The sequence below is a fragment of the Burkholderia sp. AU31624 genome, assembly GCF_020420065.1.
Taxonomy (GTDB): domain Bacteria; phylum Pseudomonadota; class Gammaproteobacteria; order Burkholderiales; family Burkholderiaceae; genus Burkholderia.
This window is the reverse complement of record NZ_JAIZRT010000005.1, coordinates 464837-486188: the sequence shown is the minus strand read 5'-3', so window position 1 is coordinate 486188 and position 21352 is coordinate 464837. Positions and strand designations below refer to the sequence as shown.

The following is a 21352-nucleotide window of genomic DNA, read 5'->3' as shown; positions in this document are numbered from 1 at the left end:
CGCATGCTCGATGGCGGCGCCGGGTCGACGAGGAGGGGCGATGCGCGTGTGGTGGATCGCGTTCGCGCTCGGCGTGGCCGTACTGCAGCGGCAGGCGGCGCTGCCGGGTGCGCTCGCATGGACGATCGGTGTGGCCGTGCTCGCGGGCTGCGCGGTGTTGAGCGTGTGGTGCATGTGTCGCCAGCGTACGCGCACGACCGCCATGTTCGGATGGATGCTGTGTGCGCTCGCGGCCTGCGATGCAGGGTTCGGCTACGCGGCCGCGCGGGCCGAATGGCGGCTGCGCGACAACCTGCCCGTCGAGTGGGAAGGGCGCGACATCGTCGTCACCGGCGTGATCCGCGGGCTGCCCGTGGTCGACGAGACCGGTGCGCGGCTGCTGTTCGCGGTCGAGTCGAACGATGCGGGGCTGGCCCGTTTTCCGCCGTTGATCCGGCTGTCGTGGCGCGCCTATGGCGCATCGGCGGCACGCGATCCACTTCCCGACCTGCGCGCCGCACAGCGCTGGCGTTTCGTCGTGCGCCTGAAGCGCCCGCATGCCGAGGCCAATCCCGGTGTGCGCGACAGCGAGGCGGCGTGGCTGGCCGCAGGCATTCGCGCGATCGGGTATGTGAGCGCGCCCCGGCGGGCGGAGTTGCTCGATGCGCGCGCCGCGGGATGGCGTGCGTCGATCGATCGGCTGCGCGATGCGCTGCGCGCGCGTATCGACGAGTCGCTCCGCAGCGACGCGGACCATCGCGGCATCGTCGCCGCGCTCGCGATCGGCGACCAGTCGGGCATCGGCGACGATGACTGGCACGTGCTGCGCAGCACGGGTACGAGCCACCTCGTTGCGATTTCCGGCCTGCATGTCGGGCTCGTTGGCGCGATCGCGGGTGGGCTCGTGTCGATGGTCTGGCGCCGCCTGCGCTGGCGCCGCCTGCGCTGGCGCACACGGGCCGCAACGCTCGTGTTTCCGGCGCCGTACGCGGCCGCGCTCGCCGCGCTGGCAGCTGCGGCCGGCTATGCGGCGCTCGCGGGCTTCAACGTGCCGGCGCAGCGCGCGTGGTGGATGATCGCGGCCGGCGGCATTGCGTACCTGGCCGGGCGCAGCGTGCCGACTTCCGCGGTGCTGTGCGCGGCGCTCGGCGGCGTGCTGCTTGCCGACCCGTGGGCCGTGCTGTCGGCCGGGTTCTGGCTGTCGTTCGGGGCGGTCGCCGTGATCCTGCTGGCCGTCGCAGGCTGGCGTGGCGTGCGTGAGGTTGAGACGGAAAACGAGGAGGGCGACGGCGCGGCCGGCTTGTCGAGCCGGTTGCGCGCGTGGGGTGCCCGCGCCGGGCGCCGGATCGCCGAGGCCACGCGCGTGCAGTACGCGGTGACGATCGGTCTCGCACCGCTCACGGCCGCCTGGTTCGCGCAGATATCCCTGTCGGGCCCGTTCGGCAATGCGTTCGCGATTCCGTGGGTCAGCTCGGTCGTGACGCCCGTCGTGCTGGCCGGCATCGCGCTGCCCGCGCCGCTCGATGCGTACGCGTTCCGGCTTGCGCACGCGGCGCTCGAACCGATGATGACGCTGCTCGGATACCTCGCCGGCTGGCCGGCCGGCGTGTTCTGGCTGCGCATGCCCGATTGGCCGGTGCTGGTGCTGGCCTGCGCGGGCGTCGCATGGGCGCTGATGCCGCGCGGCTGGCCGTTGCGCTGGGCGGCCCCGCTCACGTGGCTGCCGCTCGTCGCACCGGCAGCCGATGCGCCGCCGCCGGGCGGCTTCCGGCTGACCGTGCTCGACGTCGGGCAGGGCGCGTCGGTGCTGGTGGAGACCGCGCGGCGCACCTTGCTGTTCGATGCGGGGCCGGGCGCGGAGTCGACCCACGCCGGCGCGCGGATCGTCGCGCCGGCGTTGCGTGCACGCGGCATCGCGGTGATCGATTCGCTCGTGCTCAGTCACGCGGATGCCGATCACGCGGGCGGTGCGCCGGCCGTCTACGCGGCAGCCGACGTGCGCCAGCTGCTGGCCGGCATCGTGCCGAACAGCCGGTTGTGGCGCGATGCGGCAGCCGCCGGCGTCGCCGACCGGCTGCCGTGCGCGGCCGGGCAGCGCTGGACCTGGGACGGCGTCGCGTTCACGATGCTGTGGCCGCAAGGCGGCCCGGGCGCGGGCTCGTCGAACGGGCGGTCGTGCGTGCTGCGCATCGATGCGGGCGAGACGTCCGCGCTGCTGACGGGTGATGTCGATGCGCGCGGCGAACGCCGGCTCGTGGACGCTGCGCCCGACGCGCTGGCCGCACAGATCCTGGTCGTTCCGCACCACGGCAGCCGCACGTCGTCGGTCGAGCCTTTCCTCGATTCGGTCGGGCCGCGCGTCGCGGTATTTCCTGTAGGCTATCGCAATCGTTTCGGACATCCGCACCGGACGGTTCTCGCCCGTTACGAGGCGCGCGGGATCCCGGTGCCGCGCACCGATCGCGACGGCGCCGTGCGGTTCGACGTCGCGCCGGCCGACGGCGGGTTTGCCTTCGAGCGTCATCGCGACGTTTGGCGACGGTACTGGATGGATCGGTGAGCGCGGCGAAAGCCGGCGTATCAATAAAGATGGCCCGGGATCCGCGCTCAATGCCGAAGCGTGGGCCCCGGCAGAACGCGAAGCATGAGACTGGAGAAGTTGACTCCGGCCGACCGCCAAGCATGGGACCGGAGTAGGCGCTGAAGCGCCAACTCCGGTCGACCGCGAAGCATGGGACCGGAGTAAGTGCTAAAGCACTAACTCCGGTCGACAAAGGAGACATCGGCGTTTGAAGGACATCCTCCACTTCTCGCATGCGAACGGCTTTCCGGCATCGACGTACCGCACGATCTTCGCCGAACTGGCCGACGACTACGAGCTGCGCTACATCGAACGGATCGGCCACGACCGCCGCTACCCGGTGACGCGCGACTGGCCGCATCTCGTCGAGCAACTGCTCGACGACATCGGCAGCCGCTACGAGCGTCCCGTCTGGCTCGTCGGCCATTCGCTCGGCGGCTACCTGTCGCTGATGGCCGCGCTGAAGAAGCCGCAATGGGTGCGCGGCGTCGTGATGATCGATTCGCCGATCATCGCGGGCTGGCGCGCCGGCGCATTGCGCGCGAGCCAGTGGGCGGGGCTCGACGAGCGGCTGTCGCCCGCCGCCGCGACGCGCAACCGGCGTACGCACTGGGTCAGCCGTGACGAAGTCTGGCGGCACTTCCGCGAGAAACCGGCGTTCGCCCGCTGGGACGAACGGATGCTGGCCGACTACATCGACTACGGGATCCCGCAGGTCGGCGCCGACGGCGAGCGCTCGCTCGCGTTCGACCGGCAGGTCGAATACCTGATCTACCGGACGCTGCCGCATACGCTCGGCCCGCGGCTCGCGCACGGCGCGCCGGTGCCGCTCGGCTTTCTCGCCGGCACGCGTTCGCGCGAGGTGCGCCAGGTCGGGCTCGATGCGACACGCCGCGCGGCGCGCGGCCGCGTCGAATGGCTGGAAGGCAGCCACCTGTTTCCGATGGAGCGGCCGCTCGAGACCGCGCGCGCATTGCAGCGGATGCTGAATTCGCTGAGGGCGGCCGAGGGCGATGTGTCACATGCAGTCACCCCGCTCGCGAAGCGCGCCTGACGCAGGGTTTGGCGGCCGGGGCGCCGCCTCCGGCACGCGCGGTTGCACCGGCCGGCGGGCGGCTGCGTCCCGGCGCGCACGGCTGGTGCGAGGCGGCGCGAAAGGGCGCGATCATCGAGTCAATTGCTGAGAGAAGGGCGGGCTTTACGGTATAATCCGTTTTTCCCGCGAGCATCCAGCGATGACCAAATATGTTTTCGTCACCGGCGGCGTAGTTTCTTCCCTTGGCAAGGGTATTGCCGCCGCTTCCCTCGCCGCGATCCTTGAATCGCGCGGTCTGAAAGTCACCCTCCTCAAACTCGATCCGTACATCAACGTCGACCCCGGCACGATGAGCCCGTTCCAGCACGGCGAAGTGTTCGTGACGGAAGACGGAGCGGAGACCGACCTCGACCTCGGCCACTACGAGCGCTTCATCAGCACGAAGATGCGCAAGGCCAACAACTTCACGACCGGCCAGATCTACGAATCGGTGATCCGCAAGGAACGCCGCGGCGACTATCTCGGCAAGACCGTGCAGGTCATCCCGCACATCACGAACGAAATCCAGGCGTTCATCGAGCGCGGGGCCGCGTCGGCCACCTGCGGTGAGCCGGATGTCGCGATCGTCGAGATCGGCGGCACGGTCGGCGACATCGAATCGCTGCCGTTCCTCGAAGCCGCGCGCCAGATGAGCCTGCGCCTCGGCCGCAACAGCGCGTGCTTCGTGCACCTGACGCTGGTGCCGTACGTCGCGACCGCCGGCGAACTGAAGACGAAGCCGACCCAGCACAGCGTGCAGAAGCTGCGCGAGATCGGCATCCTGCCGCACGTGCTGCTGTGCCGTGCGGACCGCCGCATTCCGGACGACGAATCGAAGAAGATCTCGATGTTCTCGAACGTGCCGGAAGACGCCGTGATCTCGGTGTGGGACGCCGATAGCATCTACAAGATTCCGCAGATGCTGCACGACCAGGGCCTCGACCGCATCATCTGCGAGGAACTGAAGCTGTCGCCGAAGGACGCGGACCTGACCATGTGGTCGGAGCTGGTCGAGAAGCTCGAGAACCCGAAGCACGAAGTGACGATCGGCATGGTCGGCAAGTACGTCGACCTGACCGAGTCGTACAAGTCGCTGATCGAGGCGCTGCGCCACGCATCGCTGCACACGTCGACCAAGGTCAACATCGAATACATCGACTCGGAAGAGATCGAGACGAACGGTGTCGACAGCCTGAAGCATCTCGACGCCGTGCTGGTGCCGGGCGGTTTCGGCCGTCGCGGCACGGAAGGCAAGATCGCGGCGATCCGCTATGCGCGGGAAGCCAAGGTGCCGTATCTCGGCATCTGCCTCGGCATGCAGCTCGCGGTGATCGAGTTCGCGCGCGACGTCGTCGGCCTGAAGCAGGCGAACAGCACGGAATTCGAGCCGGACACGCCGGAACGCGTGGTCGCGCTGATCACCGAGTGGTACGACCGCGACGGCAAGGTCGAGACGCGTACCGAGGAATCCGATCTCGGCGGCACGATGCGCCTGGGTTCGCAGCGCTGCCCGATCAAGCCGGGCACGATGGCGGAAGAGATCTATGGCAAGGACGTGAACGAGCGCCATCGCCACCGTTATGAAGTCAATAACCGCTTCGTGCCCCAGCTCGAAGCCGGCGGCCTTATCATCAGCGCCCGTACCCCGAGCGAGGATCTGCCGGAAATGATGGAGCTGCCGCGTTCGATGCACCCGTGGTTCGTCGGCGTCCAGTTCCACCCGGAATTCACGTCCACGCCGCGTGACGGTCATCCCCTCTTCAAGTCGTTCGTCGAAGCTGCGCTTGTCAACAAGCAAGCGCGCGGAGTGTAAGCATGAAGCTGTGCGATTTCGAGGTCGGTCTCGACAAGCCTTTCTTCCTGATCGCGGGTACCTGCGTCGTCGAATCGGAGCAAATGACGATCGACACGGCCGGCCGCCTGAAGGAGATCTGCGCGAAGCTGAACATTCCGTTCATCTACAAGTCGTCCTACGACAAGGCGAACCGCAGCTCGGGCAAGTCGTTCCGTGGCCTCGGAATGGACGAGGGCCTGCGGATCCTGTCCGAGGTGAAGCGCCAGCTCGGCCTGCCGGTGCTGACCGACGTGCATTCGATCGAAGAGATCGAGCAGGTCGCGTCGGTCGTCGACGTGCTGCAGACGCCGGCGTTCCTGTGCCGCCAGACCGATTTCATCCATGCGTGCGCGCGCTCGGGCAAGCCCGTCAACATCAAGAAGGGCCAGTTCCTCGCGCCGCACGACATGAAGAACGTGATCGACAAGGCGCGCGAAGCGGCCCGTGAAGCGGGGCTGTCGGAAGACCGCTTCATGGCGTGCGAGCGCGGTGTCTCGTTCGGCTACAACAATCTGGTGTCGGACATGCGTTCGCTCGCGATCATGCGCGAGACGAGCGCCCCGGTCGTGTTCGATGCGACCCACTCGGTGCAGTTGCCGGGCGGGCAGGGCACGAGCTCGGGCGGCCAGCGCGAATTCGTGCCGGTGCTCGCGCGTGCGGCGGTCGCGACGGGCGTCGCGGGCCTGTTCATGGAGACGCACCCGAATCCGGCCGAAGCCAAGTCGGACGGCCCGAACGCGGTGCCGCTGAACCGGATGAGTGCGCTGCTGGAGACCCTCGTCACGCTCGACCAGGCGGTGAAGCGCAATCCGTTCCTGGAAAACGATTTCAATTAAAGATCGAATGAACCTTGCGACGGCTTCGCGCGTCTGTAGCGAAAGCGGTTCGGGCGCGCGCGCCGTCGCAGTTTGAAGAATCCATCGTCATTCTCAGAGGAAACCCATGAGTGCAATCGTAGATATCATCGGCCGCGAGATTCTGGATTCGCGCGGCAACCCCACCGTCGAATGCGACGTGCTGCTCGAATCGGGCACGATGGGCCGCGCGGCGGTGCCGTCGGGCGCGTCCACCGGCTCGCGTGAAGCGATCGAACTGCGCGACGGCGAAGCCGGCCGCTACAACGGCAAGGGCGTGCTGAAGGCAGTCGAGCATATCAACACCGAAATCTCCGAAGCCATCATGGGCCTCGACGCGTCGGAACAGGCGTTCCTCGACAAGACGCTGCTCGAGCTGGACGGCACCGACAACAAGTCGCGTCTCGGCGCGAACGCGATGCTGGCCGTGTCGATGGCCGTCGCGAAGGCAGCCGCCGAAGAGGCCGGCCTGCCGCTGTACCGCTATTTCGGCGGTTCGGGTGCGATGCAACTGCCGGTGCCGATGATGAACATCGTCAACGGCGGCGCGCACGCGAACAACAGCCTCGACATCCAGGAATTCATGATCGTCCCGGTGAGCCAGCCGACGTTCCGTGAAGCCCTGCGTTGCGGCGCGGAAGTGTTCCACGCACTGAAGAAGATCCTGAGCGACCGTGGCATGAGCACGGCAGTCGGCGACGAAGGCGGCTTCGCGCCGAACTTCGGCAGCAACGACGAATGCCTGTCGACGATCCTGCAGGCGATCGAGAAGGCCGGCTACCGTGCCGGTGAAGACGTGCTGCTCGCACTCGACTGCGCGGCATCCGAGTTCTACCACGACGGCAAGTACCAGCTCGCGGGCGAAGGCCTGCAACTGTCGTCGGCCGAATTCACCGACTACCTCGCGACGCTCGCCGACAAGTTCCCGATCGTATCGATCGAGGACGGCATGCACGAAAGCGACTGGGAAGGCTGGAAGCTGCTGACCGATCGCCTCGGCAAGAAGGTGCAGCTGGTCGGCGACGATCTGTTCGTCACGAACACGCGCATCCTGAAGGAAGGCATCGAGAAGGGCATCGCGAACTCGATCCTCATCAAGATCAACCAGATCGGTACGCTGACCGAAACGTTCGCGGCAATCGAAATGGCGAAGCGCGCGGGCTACACGGCCGTGATCTCGCACCGCTCGGGCGAAACGGAAGATTCGACGATCGCGGACATCGCGGTCGGCCTGAACGCCGGTCAGATCAAGACGGGTTCGCTGTCGCGCAGCGACCGCATCTCGAAGTACAACCAGCTGCTGCGCATCGAGGAAGATCTCGGCGACATCGCAAGCTACCCGGGTAAATCGGCTTTCTATAACCTGCGCTAACGCGCTACTATCGGGTTCGTCATATCGACGCCGCTCTGTGCATGTGCGCGGAGCGGCGCTTCTTATATCTGCGGTTCTTACATGCGGCTTGTCACTGTCGTCCTGATTGCCTTGCTGGCGCTCATTCAGTACCCCCTATGGTGGGGACACGGCGGCTGGCTGCGGGTGCATGAATTGCGTCAGCAGCTCGACGACCAGCTCCAGAAGAACGCGGACGAGAAGCTGCGCAACGAGCGCACCGCAGGCGAAGTACAGGATCTGCAGGGCGGCACCGCAGCCATCGAGGAGCGCGCGCGCTACGAGATGGGCATGGTGAAGGACGGCGAGGTATTCGTGCAGTTCGTGTCGCCGAATGCGCCTGCCGTTCCGCTGAACAACACGCCGTCGAATACATCGACGCGCGGCGCCGTCTCCGCGGCACCGGTGCGTGTCGTGCCGAATCCGCAGTCGATCGCGAAGCCGTCGCGGCATCATGGCGGCGACAAGGGCAAGGCCGCGCATCACTGATGCACGATTGCTCGAACCCATTGAAAAGGCGCGGGAAATGCCGCGCTTTTTTATTTCCTGCCGGTAGTCAATCGGCTGGGCGATGCACGCTCACCACCACCATCCCGGGTAGCCGTAGCTGATGCCCGAGCCCCAGCGATTGCCCCATCCGCCGTAATACCCGCCGTAGACCGTCACCGGCGGCGGCGAGTAATAGGCCCATGCGCGCGCGGCGGCCTCGGCTGCCATCGCGCTGTTCTGTTCGCGCAGCACCTGCTGGTCGATCTCGTCATAGCGCTTGCGTTCGGCGCTCGACAGCGCGGGCGGCTGGCCGCCCGATGCACCGGGTTCGGGCAGGCGGCTCAGGATCGTGGAAGTCGGCGGCGGCATCGCGCAGCCGGCCAGCGCGAGCGTGCCGGCGGCAACGCTCGTCAGGACGATGGTGCGGAACGGACGATGAAGCGGGCTCATGTGTTTCTCCTGCAGCGCGCCGACGACGGGAAGCGGCTTGCGCCGAAGTGCGTGACTTCGGCGCCGGAGCCTTGCGTGCGACGCTCGTGCGTCATTATGCGCCCGTGCCCGGATGGGGGGCATCGGGCCACTGATCAGTGACGCTGCTCGGTCGCGGGCGCAATGCCCGTCTCGACGCCGGGTGCCGCGAACAGCTGCGCGACATCGACCGGATCGAATTCATAGCGCTGGTTGCAGAACTCGCAATGAATCTCGACATGGCCGCGCTCGACGATCACGCTGTCGACTTCTTCACGGCCGAGCATGCGCAGCATCGCGCCGACCTTCTCGCGCGAGCACGAGCACTGGAAGCGCGTGCCGGCCGGTTCGAAGTGCTGCACGTTTTCCTGCCAGAACAGCCGGCGGAACACGACTTCCGGTTCGACCTCGAGCAGTTCCTGCGCGGACAGCGTGCCGCCGAGCGTGCAGACGCGCTCCCACGTATCGGTATCGGTTTCGGCGTTACGCGGCACGATGCCGCCGTCGCCCGGCAGCTTCTGCAGCAGCATGCCGACCGCGCGGTCGCGATCGGCCGCGAGCCACATCCGCGTGTCGAGCTGCTCCGAGTGATGCATGTAATGCTCGAGCACCTGCGAGACGGATTCAAGCGGGCCGTCGACGCCGTTCAGCGGCACGATGCCCTGGTACGGCTGCTGGCCCGGCAGCTTGTCGGCCGGGTCGAGCGTGATCACGCAGCGGCCGTGGCCGCTCGCGTTGACGAGCGACGCGAAGCGCGTGTCGTCGCCAATCGTCTGGGCGGAGTCGCCGGCGAACTTCGCGGTGGCCCGCATCGACAGATCCGAACCGCACTGGACGACCAGCATCTGGACCGGCCCGTCGCCGAAGATCTGCATGATCAGGGTGCCGTTGAATTTCAGGTTCGCGGACAGCAGTGCGCACGCGGCCATCATCTCGCCGAGGATCGTGCGCACCGGGGCAGGGTAGTCGCGGCGGGCGAGCACTTCCTGCCACGTATTGCGCAGCGAAACGATCTCGCCGCGCACGGGCGCCGCATTGAACATGAATTTCTGTAACTGGTCGCTCACTCTTCTTCCTTGAAATCCGTGCGAATCACCCGATCCGCACGAGTTGCTCCTTGAAATGCGCACGCCGCTCGACGTATGTCTTCGCGTTCGTGCGCAGCCGCGCAATGTCTTCCGCCGACAGCTCGCGCACGACTTTCGCCGGTGCGCCGAGAATCAGCGAGTTGTCCGGGAACGTCTTGCCTTCCGTCACGACCGCGCCGGCACCAACCAGACAGTTGCGGCCGATTACCGCTCCATTCAAGACCACCGCCTGGATACCGACCAGCGAACCCTCGCCGATCGTGCAGCCGTGCAGCATGGCCTGATGCCCGATCGTCACGTTTTCGGCAATCGTCAGCGGAAAGCCGGGGTCCGTGTGCAGGACCGCGCCTTCCTGGACGTTGCTGCCCGCACCGACGGTGATCGTCTCGTTGTCGCCGCGAATCGTCGCGCCGAACCAGACGCTCGCGTTCTCCTCGAGCACGACCTTGCCGATGATGGCCGCCGTATCGGCGACGAATACGCTTTCGTGGATCGTCGGGGCCGTATCGCCCAGCTTGTAGATCGTCACGGAGTCTCCTTGTCTCTTCGATGATGGGCGCCGGTAGAATGGCGCGTCTGGTTTGCCCGGCGCATGCGCATTGCGCCGCGGAACAATCGCCTATTGTAAACCGTCGCGTGCGTGCGCTCCCGCGATGCGCACGCAGGGTGTCCCCGTTTATGAGCATGGAGTCTTCTTCTTTCGGCAATGCGTCCACCTGCGTGCGCCGCACCGCGCTTGCCGCGCTGCGTGACGCCGAACCCGCAGCCAAGGCCGCCCAGGTGCGCGCGCTCCACGATGCGTTGCGGGCCGGGCAGGCGGCGATCGCGCCGTCGCTCGAATTGCCCGAGCCGGCCGATCTGCCCGGCCGGCCGGCGCGCCCGCCGCTCGTCGAGCCGCGCCAGCTCGAGCGACGCAGCATGCGTTCGCCCGAAGGGCGCGCCGTGCTGCTGCACGCGCTTGCCCATATCGAGTTCAATGCGATCAACCTGGCGCTCGATGCGGTCTGGCGCTTCGCGGGCCTGCCGGCCCCGTTCTATGCGGACTGGCTGAAGGTGGCGGCCGAGGAGGCCTATCACTTCACGCTGCTGTCCGAACGCCTGGCGGCGTTCGGGCATGCGTACGGCGATTTTCCCGCGCACAACGGCCTGTGGGAGATGTGCGAACGGACCAAGGGCGACGTGCTGGCGCGCATGGCGCTCGTGCCGCGCACGCTCGAGGCCCGCGGGCTCGACGCGTCGCCGCCGATCCGCGCGCGGCTCGTGCAGGCGGGCGACGATGCGTCGGCCGCGATCCTCGACGTGATCCTGCGCGACGAAATCGGCCATGTCGCGATCGGCAACCGCTGGTTCCGGCATCTGTGCGACGAAGCCGGCCGCGATCCCGTGCCGACCTACCGGCAGCTCGCCGAGCAATACCATGCGCCGCGGCTGCGTGGCCCGTTCAATTTCGATGCACGCCGCGATGCCGGATTCGAGCAGGCCGAACTCGACGAACTGGCCGCGCAGGACATGGCGGACGGCAACGCGCCACGCTAGCCGGCTCGCGTTCGGCCGCGCTTCGACGTGCCGCCCGCCGTCCCGGGTGCCCGGGACATGGCGCTTCTCCCGGCCCCTGGCGTACGCGCACCGCTAGAGCGGCGCCTCGATTGCCGGACGCCGGAAAGAGGGCGTCGCCGCTATAATCGAACGATCATTCTTTTTTCTGGCGGCTGCAATGAGTGCATCGAGTTCTGTTTCCGATTTCGTCACGGTGCGCGGCGTCCAGCTGCATGTCCGGCGCTGGGGCCGGCCCGATGCGCCCACGCTGTTCATGCTGCATGGCTGGATGGACGTCTCGGCATCGTTCCAGTTCGTTGTCGATGCGCTCGCGGGCGACTGGCAGGTGATCGCGCCCGATGCGCGCGGTTTCGGGCTGTCCGACTGGCCGGTCGCGCGGCAGGGCGGCGGGCATTACTGGTTCCACGAGTACCTGGGCGACCTCGATGCACTCGTCGACCACTATGCGCCGGCCGGCGAAGTCAACCTGGTCGGGCACAGCATGGGCGCGAACGTCGTGTGCCTGTATGCCGGCGCGCGGCCGGAGCGCGTGCGGCGCGTGGTCGATCTCGAGGGTTTCGGGCTGGCGCCCGCGCGGGCCGAGCAGGCGCCGCGCCGGTTGCGCGGCTGGCTGGACGAGTTGCGCGAACCGCCCGTGCTGCGCCCTTACGCGTCCCTCGACGACGTGGCGGCGCGCCTGATCAAGACCAATCCGCGGCTCGACCCGCGCCGTGCGGCGTTCCTCGCCGCGCACTGGTCGAAGCGTGGCGACGACGGCCAGTACCACCTGCTGGCCGACCCCGCGCACAAGATGCCGGGGCCGCAGCTGTACCGGCTCGACGAAGTGATGGCCACCTGGGCGCAGGTGCGCGCGAAGGTGCTGCACGTCGAAGCCGTCAATTCGCCGACGCTGGCCCACATCGCGGGCGACATCCCGCTGCCGGAATTCAAGGCGCGCTTCAACGCGTTCCCCGACTGGCGCGAGAAGCTCGTCGAGGACGCCGGCCACATGGTGCATCACGACCAGCCCGAGCAGATCGCGGCGCTGATCGAGGCGTTCTGCGCGTAAGCGCGCGGCGGCGGCGGCGGGGCACGCGGGCGGCGCATTGCCGCGTTGCAGTAGAATGAAGCCTTACCTGCCATGCCGACAATGAACGCCGATCTCCACTGCCATTCGAATGTTTCCGACGGGTTGCTGCCGCCTGCCGACGTCGCGCGCCGCGCTCATGCCGGCGGCGTGACCCTGTGGGCGCTGACCGACCACGACGAGATCGGCGGCCAGGCAGCGGCGCGCAGCGAAGCGGAAGCGCTGGGCATGCGCTACCTGAGCGGCGTCGAGATTTCGGTCACGTGGGCATCGCGCACCGTGCACATCGTCGGCCTGAATGTCGATCCCGCGAATCCGGTGCTGGTCGACGGCCTGTACCGCACGCGCCACGGCCGCGCGGCGCGCGCGGTGGCGATCGGCGAGCAGCTCGCCACGCTCGGCATTCCCGGTGCGTACGAAGGTGCGTTGAAGTACGTGTCGAATCCCGACCTGATCTCGCGCACGCACTTCGCCCGCTTCCTCGTTGAAAACGGCCACGCGACGTCGACATCCGATGTGTTCGATCGGCTGCTCGGCGACGACAAGCCCGGGTTCGTCCCGCACCGCTGGGCGACGCTGCCCGACGCCGTCGCGTGGATTCGGGCGGCGGGTGGCGAAGCCATCGTCGCGCATCCGGGCCGCTACCGCTACACGCCCGTCGAATTCGACGCGTTCTTCGGCGAGTTCATCGATCTGGGCGGCCGCGCGATCGAGGTCGTCACGGGCAGCCACACCCCCGACCAGTACCGCGAATACGCGGACGTCGCACGCCGCTTCGGCTTCGAAGCGTCGCGCGGCTCGGATTTCCATGCGCCAGGCGAGGGCCGTGTCGAGCTCGGCAGCCTGCCGCCGTTGCCGCCCGACCTGACACCGGTCTGGGAACGCTGGCTCTGACACCGGGCGGCGGCCTGCCACCTGCGTTGCTGTTGGCCGCGCGCATCCGACTTTTCCCCCTTTACGACCCCCCATGTCCCAGTTCTTCAGGATTCACCCGGATAATCCGCAGCCGCGCCTGATCAAGCAGGCCGTGGAAATCGTCAGCAAGGGCGGCGTGATCGCGATGCCGACCGATTCGAGCTATGCGCTCGCGTGCCATCTCGACGACAAGGATGCGGTCGAGCGCGTGCGCCGGATTCGCGTCCTCGACGAGAAGCAGCACCTGTCGCTGCTCGTGCGCGACCTGTCGGAGCTCGCCAACTTCGCGATGGTCGACAACCGCCAGTACCGGCAGATCAAGTCGGTGACGCCGGGCCCGTACGTCTTCATCCTGCAGGCGACGAAGGAAGTGCCGCGCCGGCTGTCGCACCCGTCGCGCAAGACGATCGGGCTGCGCGTGCCCGATCACGCGATCACGCTCGCGTTGCTCGAATCGCTCGGCCAGCCGCTGCTCGGCACGACGCTGATCCTGCCGCCGGACGACGAGCCGCTGAACGATCCCGACGAAATCCGCGAGCGGCTCGAAAAGCAGGTCGACCTCGTGATCGACGGTGGCGCGTGCCCGCGCGAGCCGTCGACGGTGATCGACCTGACCGGCGACGAGCCCGAGCTCGTGCGCGCGGGGCGCGGCGCGCTCGAACCGTTCGGACTCTCGGCCGCGTAAGCGCGCCGTTCCATTTTTTGCGCGAGTGCGCTTGTTACAATAACGCGATATGGATGCTTCCCTGATACAGACCATCGCCGTCTACGCGCTGCCCGTGATCTTCGCGATCACGCTGCACGAGGCCGCGCATGGCTACGCCGCCCGCCTGCTCGGCGACAACACCGCCTACATGATGGGGCGCGTGTCGTTCAACCCGATGCGTCACATCGATCCGCTCGGCACGATCGCGATTCCGCTCGTGATGTATTTCCTGACGGGCGGCGCGTTCCTGTTCGGCTATGCGAAGCCGGTGCCGGTGTCGTTCGGCAACCTGCGCGATCCGCGCTGGGGCAGCCTGTGGGTATCGCTCGCAGGCCCGGCCTGCAACTTCGTGCAAGCGCTGATCTGGGGCGTGCTGACCCTCGTGCTGCCGGCCGTCGGCATCGACGAGCCGTTCTTCACGCGGATGGCGTTTGCCGGCGTCAGCGCGAACCTCGTGCTCGGCGTGCTGAACCTGTTTCCGCTGCCGCCGCTCGACGGCGGCCGCATCCTGGCGGCGCTGCTGCCGACGAAGCAATCGATCGCGCTGTCGCGCATCGAGCCGTACGGTTTCATCATCGTCCTCGCGCTGGTCGCGACGGGCGTGCTGACGAATTTCTGGCTGCGCCCGCTCGTCAACGTCGGCTACGCCGTCCTGAGCGCCATCCTGTCCCCATTCGCCTCGCTTCTCTAACGACAATCATGTTCCCTGAACGTATTTTCTCCGGCATGCGACCCACCGGGTCGCTGCACCTCGGTCACTACCACGGCGTGCTGAAAAACTGGGTGAAGCTGCAGTCCGAGTACCCGTGCTTCTTCTGCGTCGTCGACTGGCATGCGCTGACGACGCACTACGAGACTCCCGAGGTCATCGAGAAGAACGTGTGGGACGTGCTGATCGACTGGCTCGCATCCGGCATCGATCCGGCGCAGGCCACGCTGTTCATCCAGAGCAAGGTGCCGGAGCACGCCGAACTCGCGCTGCTGCTCGGCATGAGCACGCCGCTCGGCTGGCTCGAACGCGTGCCGACCTACAAGGAGCAGATGGAGAAGCTGAAAGACAAGGATCTGTCGACCTACGGCTTCCTCGGTTATCCGGTGCTGATGGCGGCCGACATCCTGCTGTATCGCGGCTCACTCGTGCCAGTCGGTGAAGACCAGGTGCCGCACGTCGAGATGACGCGCGAGATCGCGCGCCGCTTCAACTACCTGTACGGTCGCGAGCCGGGTTTCGAGGAGAAGGCGCTCGATGCCGCGAAGAAGCTCGGCGGCAAGCGCGCGAAGCTCTATCACGAGCTGCGCAACGCGTATCAGCAGGAGGGCGACGACGAGGCGCTCGAACAGGCGCGCGCGATGCTGCAGGAATCGCAGAGCCTGTCGATGAGCGACCGCGAGCGCCTGTTCGGCTATCTCGAAGGCGCGCGCAAGATCATTCTCGTCGAGCCGCAGGCGCTGCTCACCGAAGCATCGCGGATGCCGGGCCTCGACGGGCAGAAGATGTCCAAGTCGTACGGCAACACGATCGGCCTGCGCGAAGACGCCGAGACGATCACGAAGAAGGTCCGCACGATGCCGACCGACCCCGCGCGCGTGCGCCGCACCGATCCGGGCGATCCCGACAAGTGCCCGGTGTGGCAACTGCACCAGGTCTATACCGACGAGGCGACGCACGACTGGGTGCAGAAAGGCTGCCGTTCGGCGGGCATCGGCTGCCTCGACTGCAAGCAGCCGGTCGTCGAAGGCATCCTGCGCGAACAGCAGCCGATGCTCGAGCGCGCGCAGAAGTACATGGACGACCCGTCGCTGCTGCGCGCGATCGTCGCGGACGGTTGCGACAAGGCGCGCAAGTACGCGACGGAAACGATGCGCGACGTGCGTGACGCGATGGGCCTGTCGTACAACTGATCGACCGCATGAGCGCATCCGTCATTGCCGCCGCGGGTGGCCACGTCGCCCAGGCCGAGCCGTCGCGCTGGGTCGCGCAATGGTCGCGGCTCGTGTCGCCGGGCGGCGCGGTGCTCGATGTCGCCGCGGGCGGCGGCCGCCATGCGCGCGGGTTCGCGTCGCACGGCCATCCGGTCGTCGCACTCGACCGCGACCCGGCCGCGCTGGCCGCGTTGCGTTCGATTCCGGGCGTCGATGCCCGTGACGCCGATCTCGAAGGCGCGCCGTGGCCGTTGCCGGCCGGCGAGCAGTTTGCGGCGGTGGTGGTCACGAATTATCTGCACCGTCCGCTCTGGCCCCATCTGCTCGATGCGGTGGCGCCGGGCGGCGTGCTGATCTACGAAACCTTCGCGCAAGGAAACGAAACGGTCGGGAAACCGTCCAACCCCGCGTTCCTGCTCGCCCCGGGCGAGCTGCTGGACGCCGTGCACGGCCGCCTGCGGGTGGTTGCGTACGAGGACGGGTTCGTCGCCGCGCCGCGCGAGGCGTTCGTCCAGCGTCTCTGCGCAGTGCGCGAGGGCGCGACCCCGAAGGCGGGGGCGGGAATTCCACGTTACGAACTGCCCGGCTAATCCGCTACAATCTCAATGTTTACCGGTACATAATCTCATTCGCGTTTCATGGCTAACGGCACCCAAGACGGCATTCAAATCCGCGGCAGCATCCCCGCGATCGTCACCCCGATGCTCGAAGACGGCAGTCTCGACCTGCCGGCGTTTCGCAAACTGATCGACTGGCACATCGCGGAAGGCACCGATGCGCTGGTCGTGGTCGGTACGAGCGGCGAGTCGGCAACGCTCAACGTCGAAGAGCACATCCTGATGATCCGCACGGCGGTCGAGCATGCGGCGAAACGCATCCCGATCATCGCGGGCGCGGGCGGCAACTCGACCGCCGAGGCGATCGAGCTGACGAAGCACGCGAAGGCTGTCGGCGCGGACGCGACGCTGCAGGTCGTGCCGTACTACAACAAGCCGACGCAGGAAGGCATGTACCGTCACTTCAAGACGATCGCCGAAGCGGTCGACCTGCCGGTGATCCTGTACAACGTGCCGGGTCGCACGGTGGCCGACATGGCGAACGAGACGACGCTGCGCCTCGCGGAAGTCCCGGGCATCATCGGCGTGAAGGAAGCGACCGGCAACATCGATCGCGCCGCGCACCTGATCAAGGCCGCGCCGAAGCATTTCGCGATCTACAGCGGCGACGATCCGACCGCGATCGCGCTGATGCTGCTCGGCGGCCACGGCAATATCTCGGTCACGGCGAACGTCGCACCGCGCGCGATGAGCGACCTGTGCCGCGCGGCGCTGGCCGGCGACGTACAGACGGCTCGCGCGCTGCACATGAAGCTGCTGTCGCTGCACAAGAACCTGTTCATCGAAGCGAACCCGATTCCGGTGAAGTGGGCGCTGCAGGCGATGGGCAAGATGCAGGGCGGCATCCGGCTGCCGCTCACGGCGCTCGACGAGCGCTGCCACGAAGCCGTGCGTTCGGCCCTCGTCGAGGCCGGCGTCCTCGCCTGATGCCGAGGCGGCCGCGTCCTGCGGCCGCCGGCTCGAACCCTGATCAACCCGCACCGGCCGGCTCCGTCCGGCGCCGCTCCTGACGAGCGTTCTAGCAAGACGAAGGATTTCATGAAACGTTTCGCCTTTTCCTCTCGCGCCATCCAGATGTCGGTGGTGGCGCTGGCGCTGGGCGCGCTCGCTGGCTGCGATACGCTGAACGACTACCTGGCCCCTGACCGGGTCAACTACAAGAACACCGGTTCGGCGCCGCCGCTCGCGGTGCCGAGCGACCTGAAGCCGGTGCCGACGACGCAGCAGTTCGTCGCGCCGCCGAGCAACGCGGGCCTCGGCACGCTGCCGCCGCGTGTCACGACGCAGGCGGGCAACGCGACCGACGGCATCCCGAGCGCGCAGGATCCGCTCGGCATGCACATCGAGCGCGACGGCGACCGCCGCTGGCTCGTCGTCGATGGCCGCACGCCCGAGCAGCTGTGGCCGATCCTGAAGGAGTTCTGGCAGGAGAACGGCTTCTCGCTGAAGACCGATGCGCCGTCGACGGGCATCATGGCCACCGACTGGGCTGAAAACCGCGCGAACATCCCCGACGACTGGTTCCGCCGTACGATCGGCAAAGTCATCGATTTCGCGTACTCGTCCGGCACGCGCGACCGCTTCCGTACGCTCGTGAACCGCACGTCGGACGGCAACACCGATATCTCGATCACGCACAGCGCGATGGAGGAAATGATGGTCGGCCCGCAGGGCGGCACGTCGTCGCGCTGGGAAGAGCGTCCGCGCAATCCGGTGCTCGAAGCCGTATTCCTGTCGAAGCTGATGCAGAAGTTCGGCCTGACCGATGCGCAGGCGAAGCAGCTGCTGACCGATGCCCGTCCCGCGACGGCGCCGGCGCAGGTCAGCGACACGAGCAGCGGCGGGGCGACGCTGCAACTGGCCGAGTCGTTCGACCGCGCATGGCTGCGCGTGGGCCTGGCGCTCGACCGCACCAACTTCGCGGTCGACAATCGTGATCGCGAGAAGGGCGTGTACACCGTGCGCTATGCGAACACGATGGAAGAGCTCAAGCGCGACGGCCTGTTCGGCAAGCTGTTCTATGGCGGTCCGTCGGCCGCGAAGCCGGGCAAGGAGTACCTCGTCAACGTGCGCGCACAGGGCAACGGCAGTACGCAGGTTGCGGTGGTCGGCGCGAACGGCCAGGTCGACAACTCGTCGGACGCGCAGCGGATCATTTCGCTGCTCCACGCGCAGCTGAACTAAGCGCGTGCGATTCTCCAGCCTCGGAAGCGGCAGCGAAGGCAACGCGCTGGTCGTCGAGGCCTCGAGCGGCACGACGACCACCCGCGTGCTGCTCGACTGCGGCTTTTCCGCCAAGGAGGTCGAGCGCCGGCTCGGCCGACTGAATCTCTGCATCGGCGATCTCGATGCGATCCTCATCACCCACGAACACAGCGACCACGTCGGCAGCGCGTTGACGCTCGCCCGCCGCGGATCGCTGCCGCTCTACATGAGCTGGGGCACCGCGCGCGCGGTTGGCGCGGACGAGGCCGATGTCGATCTAAATGTGCTGTGGGGCGACGAGACGGCCGCGATCCGCGATCTGGCCGTGATGCCCTATACCGTCCCTCATGACGCGCGTGAGCCGCTCCAGTTCGTCTTTATGGACGGCGCCAGCCGGCTCGGCGTGCTGACGGACGTCGGGATGGCCACGCCGCACATCACGGCCGTCCTGAGCGGCTGTGACGCGCTGGTGCTCGAATCCAACCACGATACCGCGATGCTGGCCTCGAGCCGCTATCCGCAGTCGCTGAAGGCGCGTATCGGCGGCAACCACGGCCACCTGAGCAATGACGCCGCAGCGGACATCCTCGCGTCGCTGGAGCGCAGCCGCCTCAAGCACCTGGTCGCCGCGCACCTGAGCCAGCAGAACAACCTGCCGGAACTGGTCCGCCAGGCGTTTGGCGGTGTACTGGGGACGAGCGGGGACGACGTGGTCGTGGCCACGCAGGACGCGGGCTTCGACTGGCTGGCGCTCGGATGAGCGGGGCAGGGCCGCTGCGGCGGCCCGGTGCGACTGCCGTGCGATAGACGCTGAAACGACAGACGTAAAAAAACCGGCCCTCGGGCCGGTTTTTTTTCAGCTGACGCTGAGGCTTACTGGCTTGCGCCCGAAGCCGGAGCAGCCGTCGCTGCCGAAGCAGCCGACGCCACTGCAGCAGCAGCGTCGCTCGCAGCAGCCGTTGCCGACGAAGCAGCAGCCGAAGCGTCGCTCGCAGCACCAGCAACTGCCGAAGCAGCCGACGAAGCAGCAGCAGCCGCGTCGCTTGCAGCCGACGAAGCAGCTTGATCAGCGCTCTTGTTGCAAGCAGCCAGTGCAACAGCAGCCAACAGGGAAGCTACGAGGAGGGATTTCTTCATGATCACGTCCTTTTATGGTTAAAGGTAAGCAACAGCGCGAAACAATACCGGTAATGTGCTCCAACACCGACCTGGGCCGCTGGTGGAGATGCACTTCTTAGAGCGTGAATCTTCCCTACGGCTTGGGCGGAAATTATATGCACTTTCCTATCGACCGTCGACAAATGCGGGGTCAATACGTTGTCTTTCCCATACAGAATTTGATCCGTACGGGCATACGGGGCGACTCACACTAAATCCGGTTTCCGACCCGTATCCAGCCCGCACGATACCACTCGTGCAACAAGGCTGTCATCGAGGGAACCCGGGATAGTGTTACAAACCGTTTCGCCTCCATCTGGCGTTGATTGGCCAGTTCGGGCAGCCATTCGCCGGCTTGCTCGAGCGGTCCTTCTTCACCATTAATGAAGTACGAGCGCGCGTTATACATCAATGCGGCCCTTCTGTCGAGACACACGCCACGGCGTGACGCTTGCGTGACGAACGCGGCCTCGGACAGCGGGCGCGCGGGCGGGTCGAAAACGACGTTCGGCTTGGGCTCGCTCAGGTAGCAGCCGAGGAATTCGGCGACGTCCCGCTTGCGCCAGCGGATCGCGTCCACGATCTCGGCCACGCGCTCGACCATCGCCGGAGGCAGCTGGGCGGGCGTGTCGACGGCCGGCTGCTTCGGATCGCGGTAAAGATCGTCGCCGCCACCGTCGCGCAGGCCGCCACGCTCCGCGAGATAGTACAGGAACTGGGCGCCCAGCTCGCCGGCGGACGGGGCCCGGAAGCCGATCGAGCAGGTCATGCATTCGCCTTCGGCGACGCCATCGTGCGCGATGTGCGGCGGCAGGTAGAGCATGTCGCCGGGTTCCAGCACCCATTCGTCGCTCGGCTCGAAATTTTCGAGGATCTTCAGCGGCACGTCCGGTTGCAGCGACAGATCCTTCTGCGCACCGATACGCCAGCGGCGCCGGCCTTCGACCTGCAGCAGGAATACGTCATACGAATCGAAGTGGGGACCGACGCCGCCGCCATCCGTCGCATAGGAGATCATCAGGTCGTCCAGACGCGCGTCGGGGATGAAGCGGAAGCGGTCGAGCAGTGCGCGCGCCGCATCGACGTGCAGGTCGAGACCCTGCACGAGCAGGGTCCAGGCCTTGCGCGTGACGGCCGGCAGCGAGCCGGGCTCAAACGGGCCGTGCTCAAGTTGCCACTTGTTACGAAAATGGGTGATCAGTCGCGATTCCGCGTCATAGTCCGCTGCGAGCTCGAACAGTGCGTCGCGCGAGACCGGCGACGCGACGCCGGGGATCGCCTGGCGGATCAGGAGCGGCTTCTTCTGCCAGTAGCCGCGCATGAATTGCGCCGGCGTAAGACCGCCGAGCAGCGGTGTGGGAAGATCGGAAGGCGGCGCGCCGAGCGGGGCGGCAGCGGCATCCCGCGGTTCGGCTTGAGACCGGTTGCGCATCGTATAATGAGACTT

At 67.0% G+C, this 21352-nt stretch carries 21 protein-coding genes and 1 pseudogene; 16 read left to right on the top strand and 6 right to left on the bottom strand.

The features are described from left to right. Positions 1–40 precede the first annotated feature (40 nt). The 6 genes from LGM89_RS21320 to ftsB all read left to right on the top strand — a co-directional run bounded on the left by LGM89_RS21320 (position 41) and on the right by ftsB (position 8202). A complete protein-coding gene (locus tag LGM89_RS21320; RefSeq protein ID WP_226273805.1) occupies positions 41–2539 on the top strand; it encodes a DNA internalization-related competence protein ComEC/Rec2 in 2499 nt (832 codons plus the stop codon). 229 nt (positions 2540–2768) lie between these two features. Next, positions 2769–3614 (top strand): alpha/beta fold hydrolase, encoded by an 846-nt coding sequence (locus tag LGM89_RS21315; protein WP_089495152.1) that lies wholly within the window; start codon positions 2769–2771, stop codon positions 3612–3614. A gap of 181 nt (positions 3615–3795) precedes the next feature. Next, positions 3796–5448 carry a CTP synthase gene (locus LGM89_RS21310; protein WP_046546046.1) on the top strand — a complete coding sequence of 551 codons (1653 nt, stop codon included), beginning with the start codon at positions 3796–3798 and terminating at the stop codon, positions 5446–5448. A 2-nt stretch (positions 5449–5450) separates the two neighbouring features. Continuing rightward, on the top strand, positions 5451–6305 hold the full coding sequence (kdsA, locus tag LGM89_RS21305; protein WP_046546045.1) for a 3-deoxy-8-phosphooctulonate synthase: 855 nt from the start codon (positions 5451–5453) through the stop codon (positions 6303–6305). 106 nt (positions 6306–6411) lie between these two features. Further along, the gene (eno, locus tag LGM89_RS21300; protein ID WP_011352544.1) at positions 6412–7695 is read left to right on the top strand and encodes a phosphopyruvate hydratase; all 1284 of its coding nucleotides are present in this window, start codon (positions 6412–6414) and stop codon (positions 7693–7695) included. 81 nt (positions 7696–7776) lie between these two features. Continuing rightward, a complete protein-coding gene (ftsB, locus tag LGM89_RS21295) occupies positions 7777–8202 on the top strand; it encodes a cell division protein FtsB (protein ID WP_046546044.1) in 426 nt (141 codons plus the stop codon). Positions 8203–8292: 90 nt separating this feature from the next. On the opposite strand, the gene LGM89_RS21290 is transcribed toward ftsB, so the two are convergent. The 3 genes from LGM89_RS21290 to LGM89_RS21280 all read right to left on the bottom strand — a co-directional run bounded on the left by LGM89_RS21290 (position 8293) and on the right by LGM89_RS21280 (position 10287). After that, positions 8293–8652 (bottom strand): hypothetical protein, encoded by a 360-nt coding sequence (locus LGM89_RS21290; protein WP_089473144.1) that lies wholly within the window; start codon positions 8650–8652, stop codon positions 8293–8295. 134 nt (positions 8653–8786) lie between these two features. Further along, positions 8787–9737, bottom strand: a complete 951-nt coding sequence (hslO, locus tag LGM89_RS21285; protein WP_089440497.1) for an Hsp33 family molecular chaperone HslO — start codon at positions 9735–9737, stop codon at positions 8787–8789. A gap of 25 nt (positions 9738–9762) precedes the next feature. Continuing rightward, entirely contained in the window at positions 9763–10287 is a 525-nt protein-coding gene (locus tag LGM89_RS21280; protein WP_071334714.1) for a gamma carbonic anhydrase family protein, read from the bottom strand. Positions 10288–10436: 149 nt separating this feature from the next. Here LGM89_RS21280 and LGM89_RS21275 point away from each other — a divergent pair, with 149 nt between their 5' ends. The 10 genes from LGM89_RS21275 to LGM89_RS21230 all read left to right on the top strand — a co-directional run bounded on the left by LGM89_RS21275 (position 10437) and on the right by LGM89_RS21230 (position 19507). Further along, complete coding sequence (locus tag LGM89_RS21275; RefSeq protein ID WP_226273804.1) at positions 10437–11294, top strand: ferritin-like domain-containing protein; 858 nt, start codon at positions 10437–10439, stop codon at positions 11292–11294. Between the two features lie 178 nt (positions 11295–11472). After that, complete coding sequence (locus tag LGM89_RS21270) at positions 11473–12363, top strand: alpha/beta fold hydrolase (RefSeq protein WP_089425744.1); 891 nt, start codon at positions 11473–11475, stop codon at positions 12361–12363. Between the two features lie 81 nt (positions 12364–12444). Further along, positions 12445–13275 carry a 3',5'-nucleoside bisphosphate phosphatase gene (locus tag LGM89_RS21265; protein ID WP_226273803.1) on the top strand — a complete coding sequence of 277 codons (831 nt, stop codon included), beginning with the start codon at positions 12445–12447 and terminating at the stop codon, positions 13273–13275. Between the two features lie 73 nt (positions 13276–13348). Continuing rightward, the gene (locus LGM89_RS21260; RefSeq protein ID WP_226273802.1) at positions 13349–13981 is read left to right on the top strand and encodes an L-threonylcarbamoyladenylate synthase; all 633 of its coding nucleotides are present in this window, start codon (positions 13349–13351) and stop codon (positions 13979–13981) included. A 49-nt stretch (positions 13982–14030) separates the two neighbouring features. Next, positions 14031–14693 carry a site-2 protease family protein gene (locus LGM89_RS21255; RefSeq protein ID WP_089495149.1) on the top strand — a complete coding sequence of 221 codons (663 nt, stop codon included), beginning with the start codon at positions 14031–14033 and terminating at the stop codon, positions 14691–14693. 8 nt (positions 14694–14701) lie between these two features. Further along, positions 14702–15904 (top strand): tryptophan--tRNA ligase, encoded by a 1203-nt coding sequence (locus LGM89_RS21250; RefSeq protein ID WP_011352534.1) that lies wholly within the window; start codon positions 14702–14704, stop codon positions 15902–15904. Positions 15905–15912: 8 nt separating this feature from the next. Further along, positions 15913–16515, top strand: coding sequence for a class I SAM-dependent methyltransferase (locus tag LGM89_RS21245; RefSeq protein WP_089495148.1), 603 nt, complete (start codon positions 15913–15915; stop codon positions 16513–16515). 48 nt (positions 16516–16563) lie between these two features. Continuing rightward, a complete protein-coding gene (dapA, locus tag LGM89_RS21240; protein ID WP_011352532.1) occupies positions 16564–17469 on the top strand; it encodes a 4-hydroxy-tetrahydrodipicolinate synthase in 906 nt (301 codons plus the stop codon). Positions 17470–17580: 111 nt separating this feature from the next. Continuing rightward, complete coding sequence (gene bamC / locus LGM89_RS21235) at positions 17581–18726, top strand: outer membrane protein assembly factor BamC (RefSeq protein ID WP_089456463.1); 1146 nt, start codon at positions 17581–17583, stop codon at positions 18724–18726. Positions 18727–18730: 4 nt separating this feature from the next. Continuing rightward, complete coding sequence (locus LGM89_RS21230; RefSeq protein ID WP_226273801.1) at positions 18731–19507, top strand: MBL fold metallo-hydrolase; 777 nt, start codon at positions 18731–18733, stop codon at positions 19505–19507. A 113-nt stretch (positions 19508–19620) separates the two neighbouring features. On the opposite strand, the gene LGM89_RS21225 is transcribed toward LGM89_RS21230, so the two are convergent. The 3 genes and pseudogenes from LGM89_RS21225 to LGM89_RS21220 all read right to left on the bottom strand — a co-directional run bounded on the left by LGM89_RS21225 (position 19621) and on the right by LGM89_RS21220 (position 21337). Beyond that, complete coding sequence (locus LGM89_RS21225; RefSeq protein WP_021162672.1) at positions 19621–19884, bottom strand: hypothetical protein; 264 nt, start codon at positions 19882–19884, stop codon at positions 19621–19623. Beyond that, positions 19814–20060: pseudogene (locus LGM89_RS37330) on the bottom strand (hypothetical protein). Before LGM89_RS37330 ends, LGM89_RS21225 begins: the two are co-directional and overlap by 71 nt. 56 nt (positions 20061–20116) lie before the next feature. Next, entirely contained in the window at positions 20117–21337 is a 1221-nt protein-coding gene (locus LGM89_RS21220) for a cupin domain-containing protein (protein WP_226273858.1), read from the bottom strand. Positions 21338–21352: the final 15 nt, after the last annotated feature.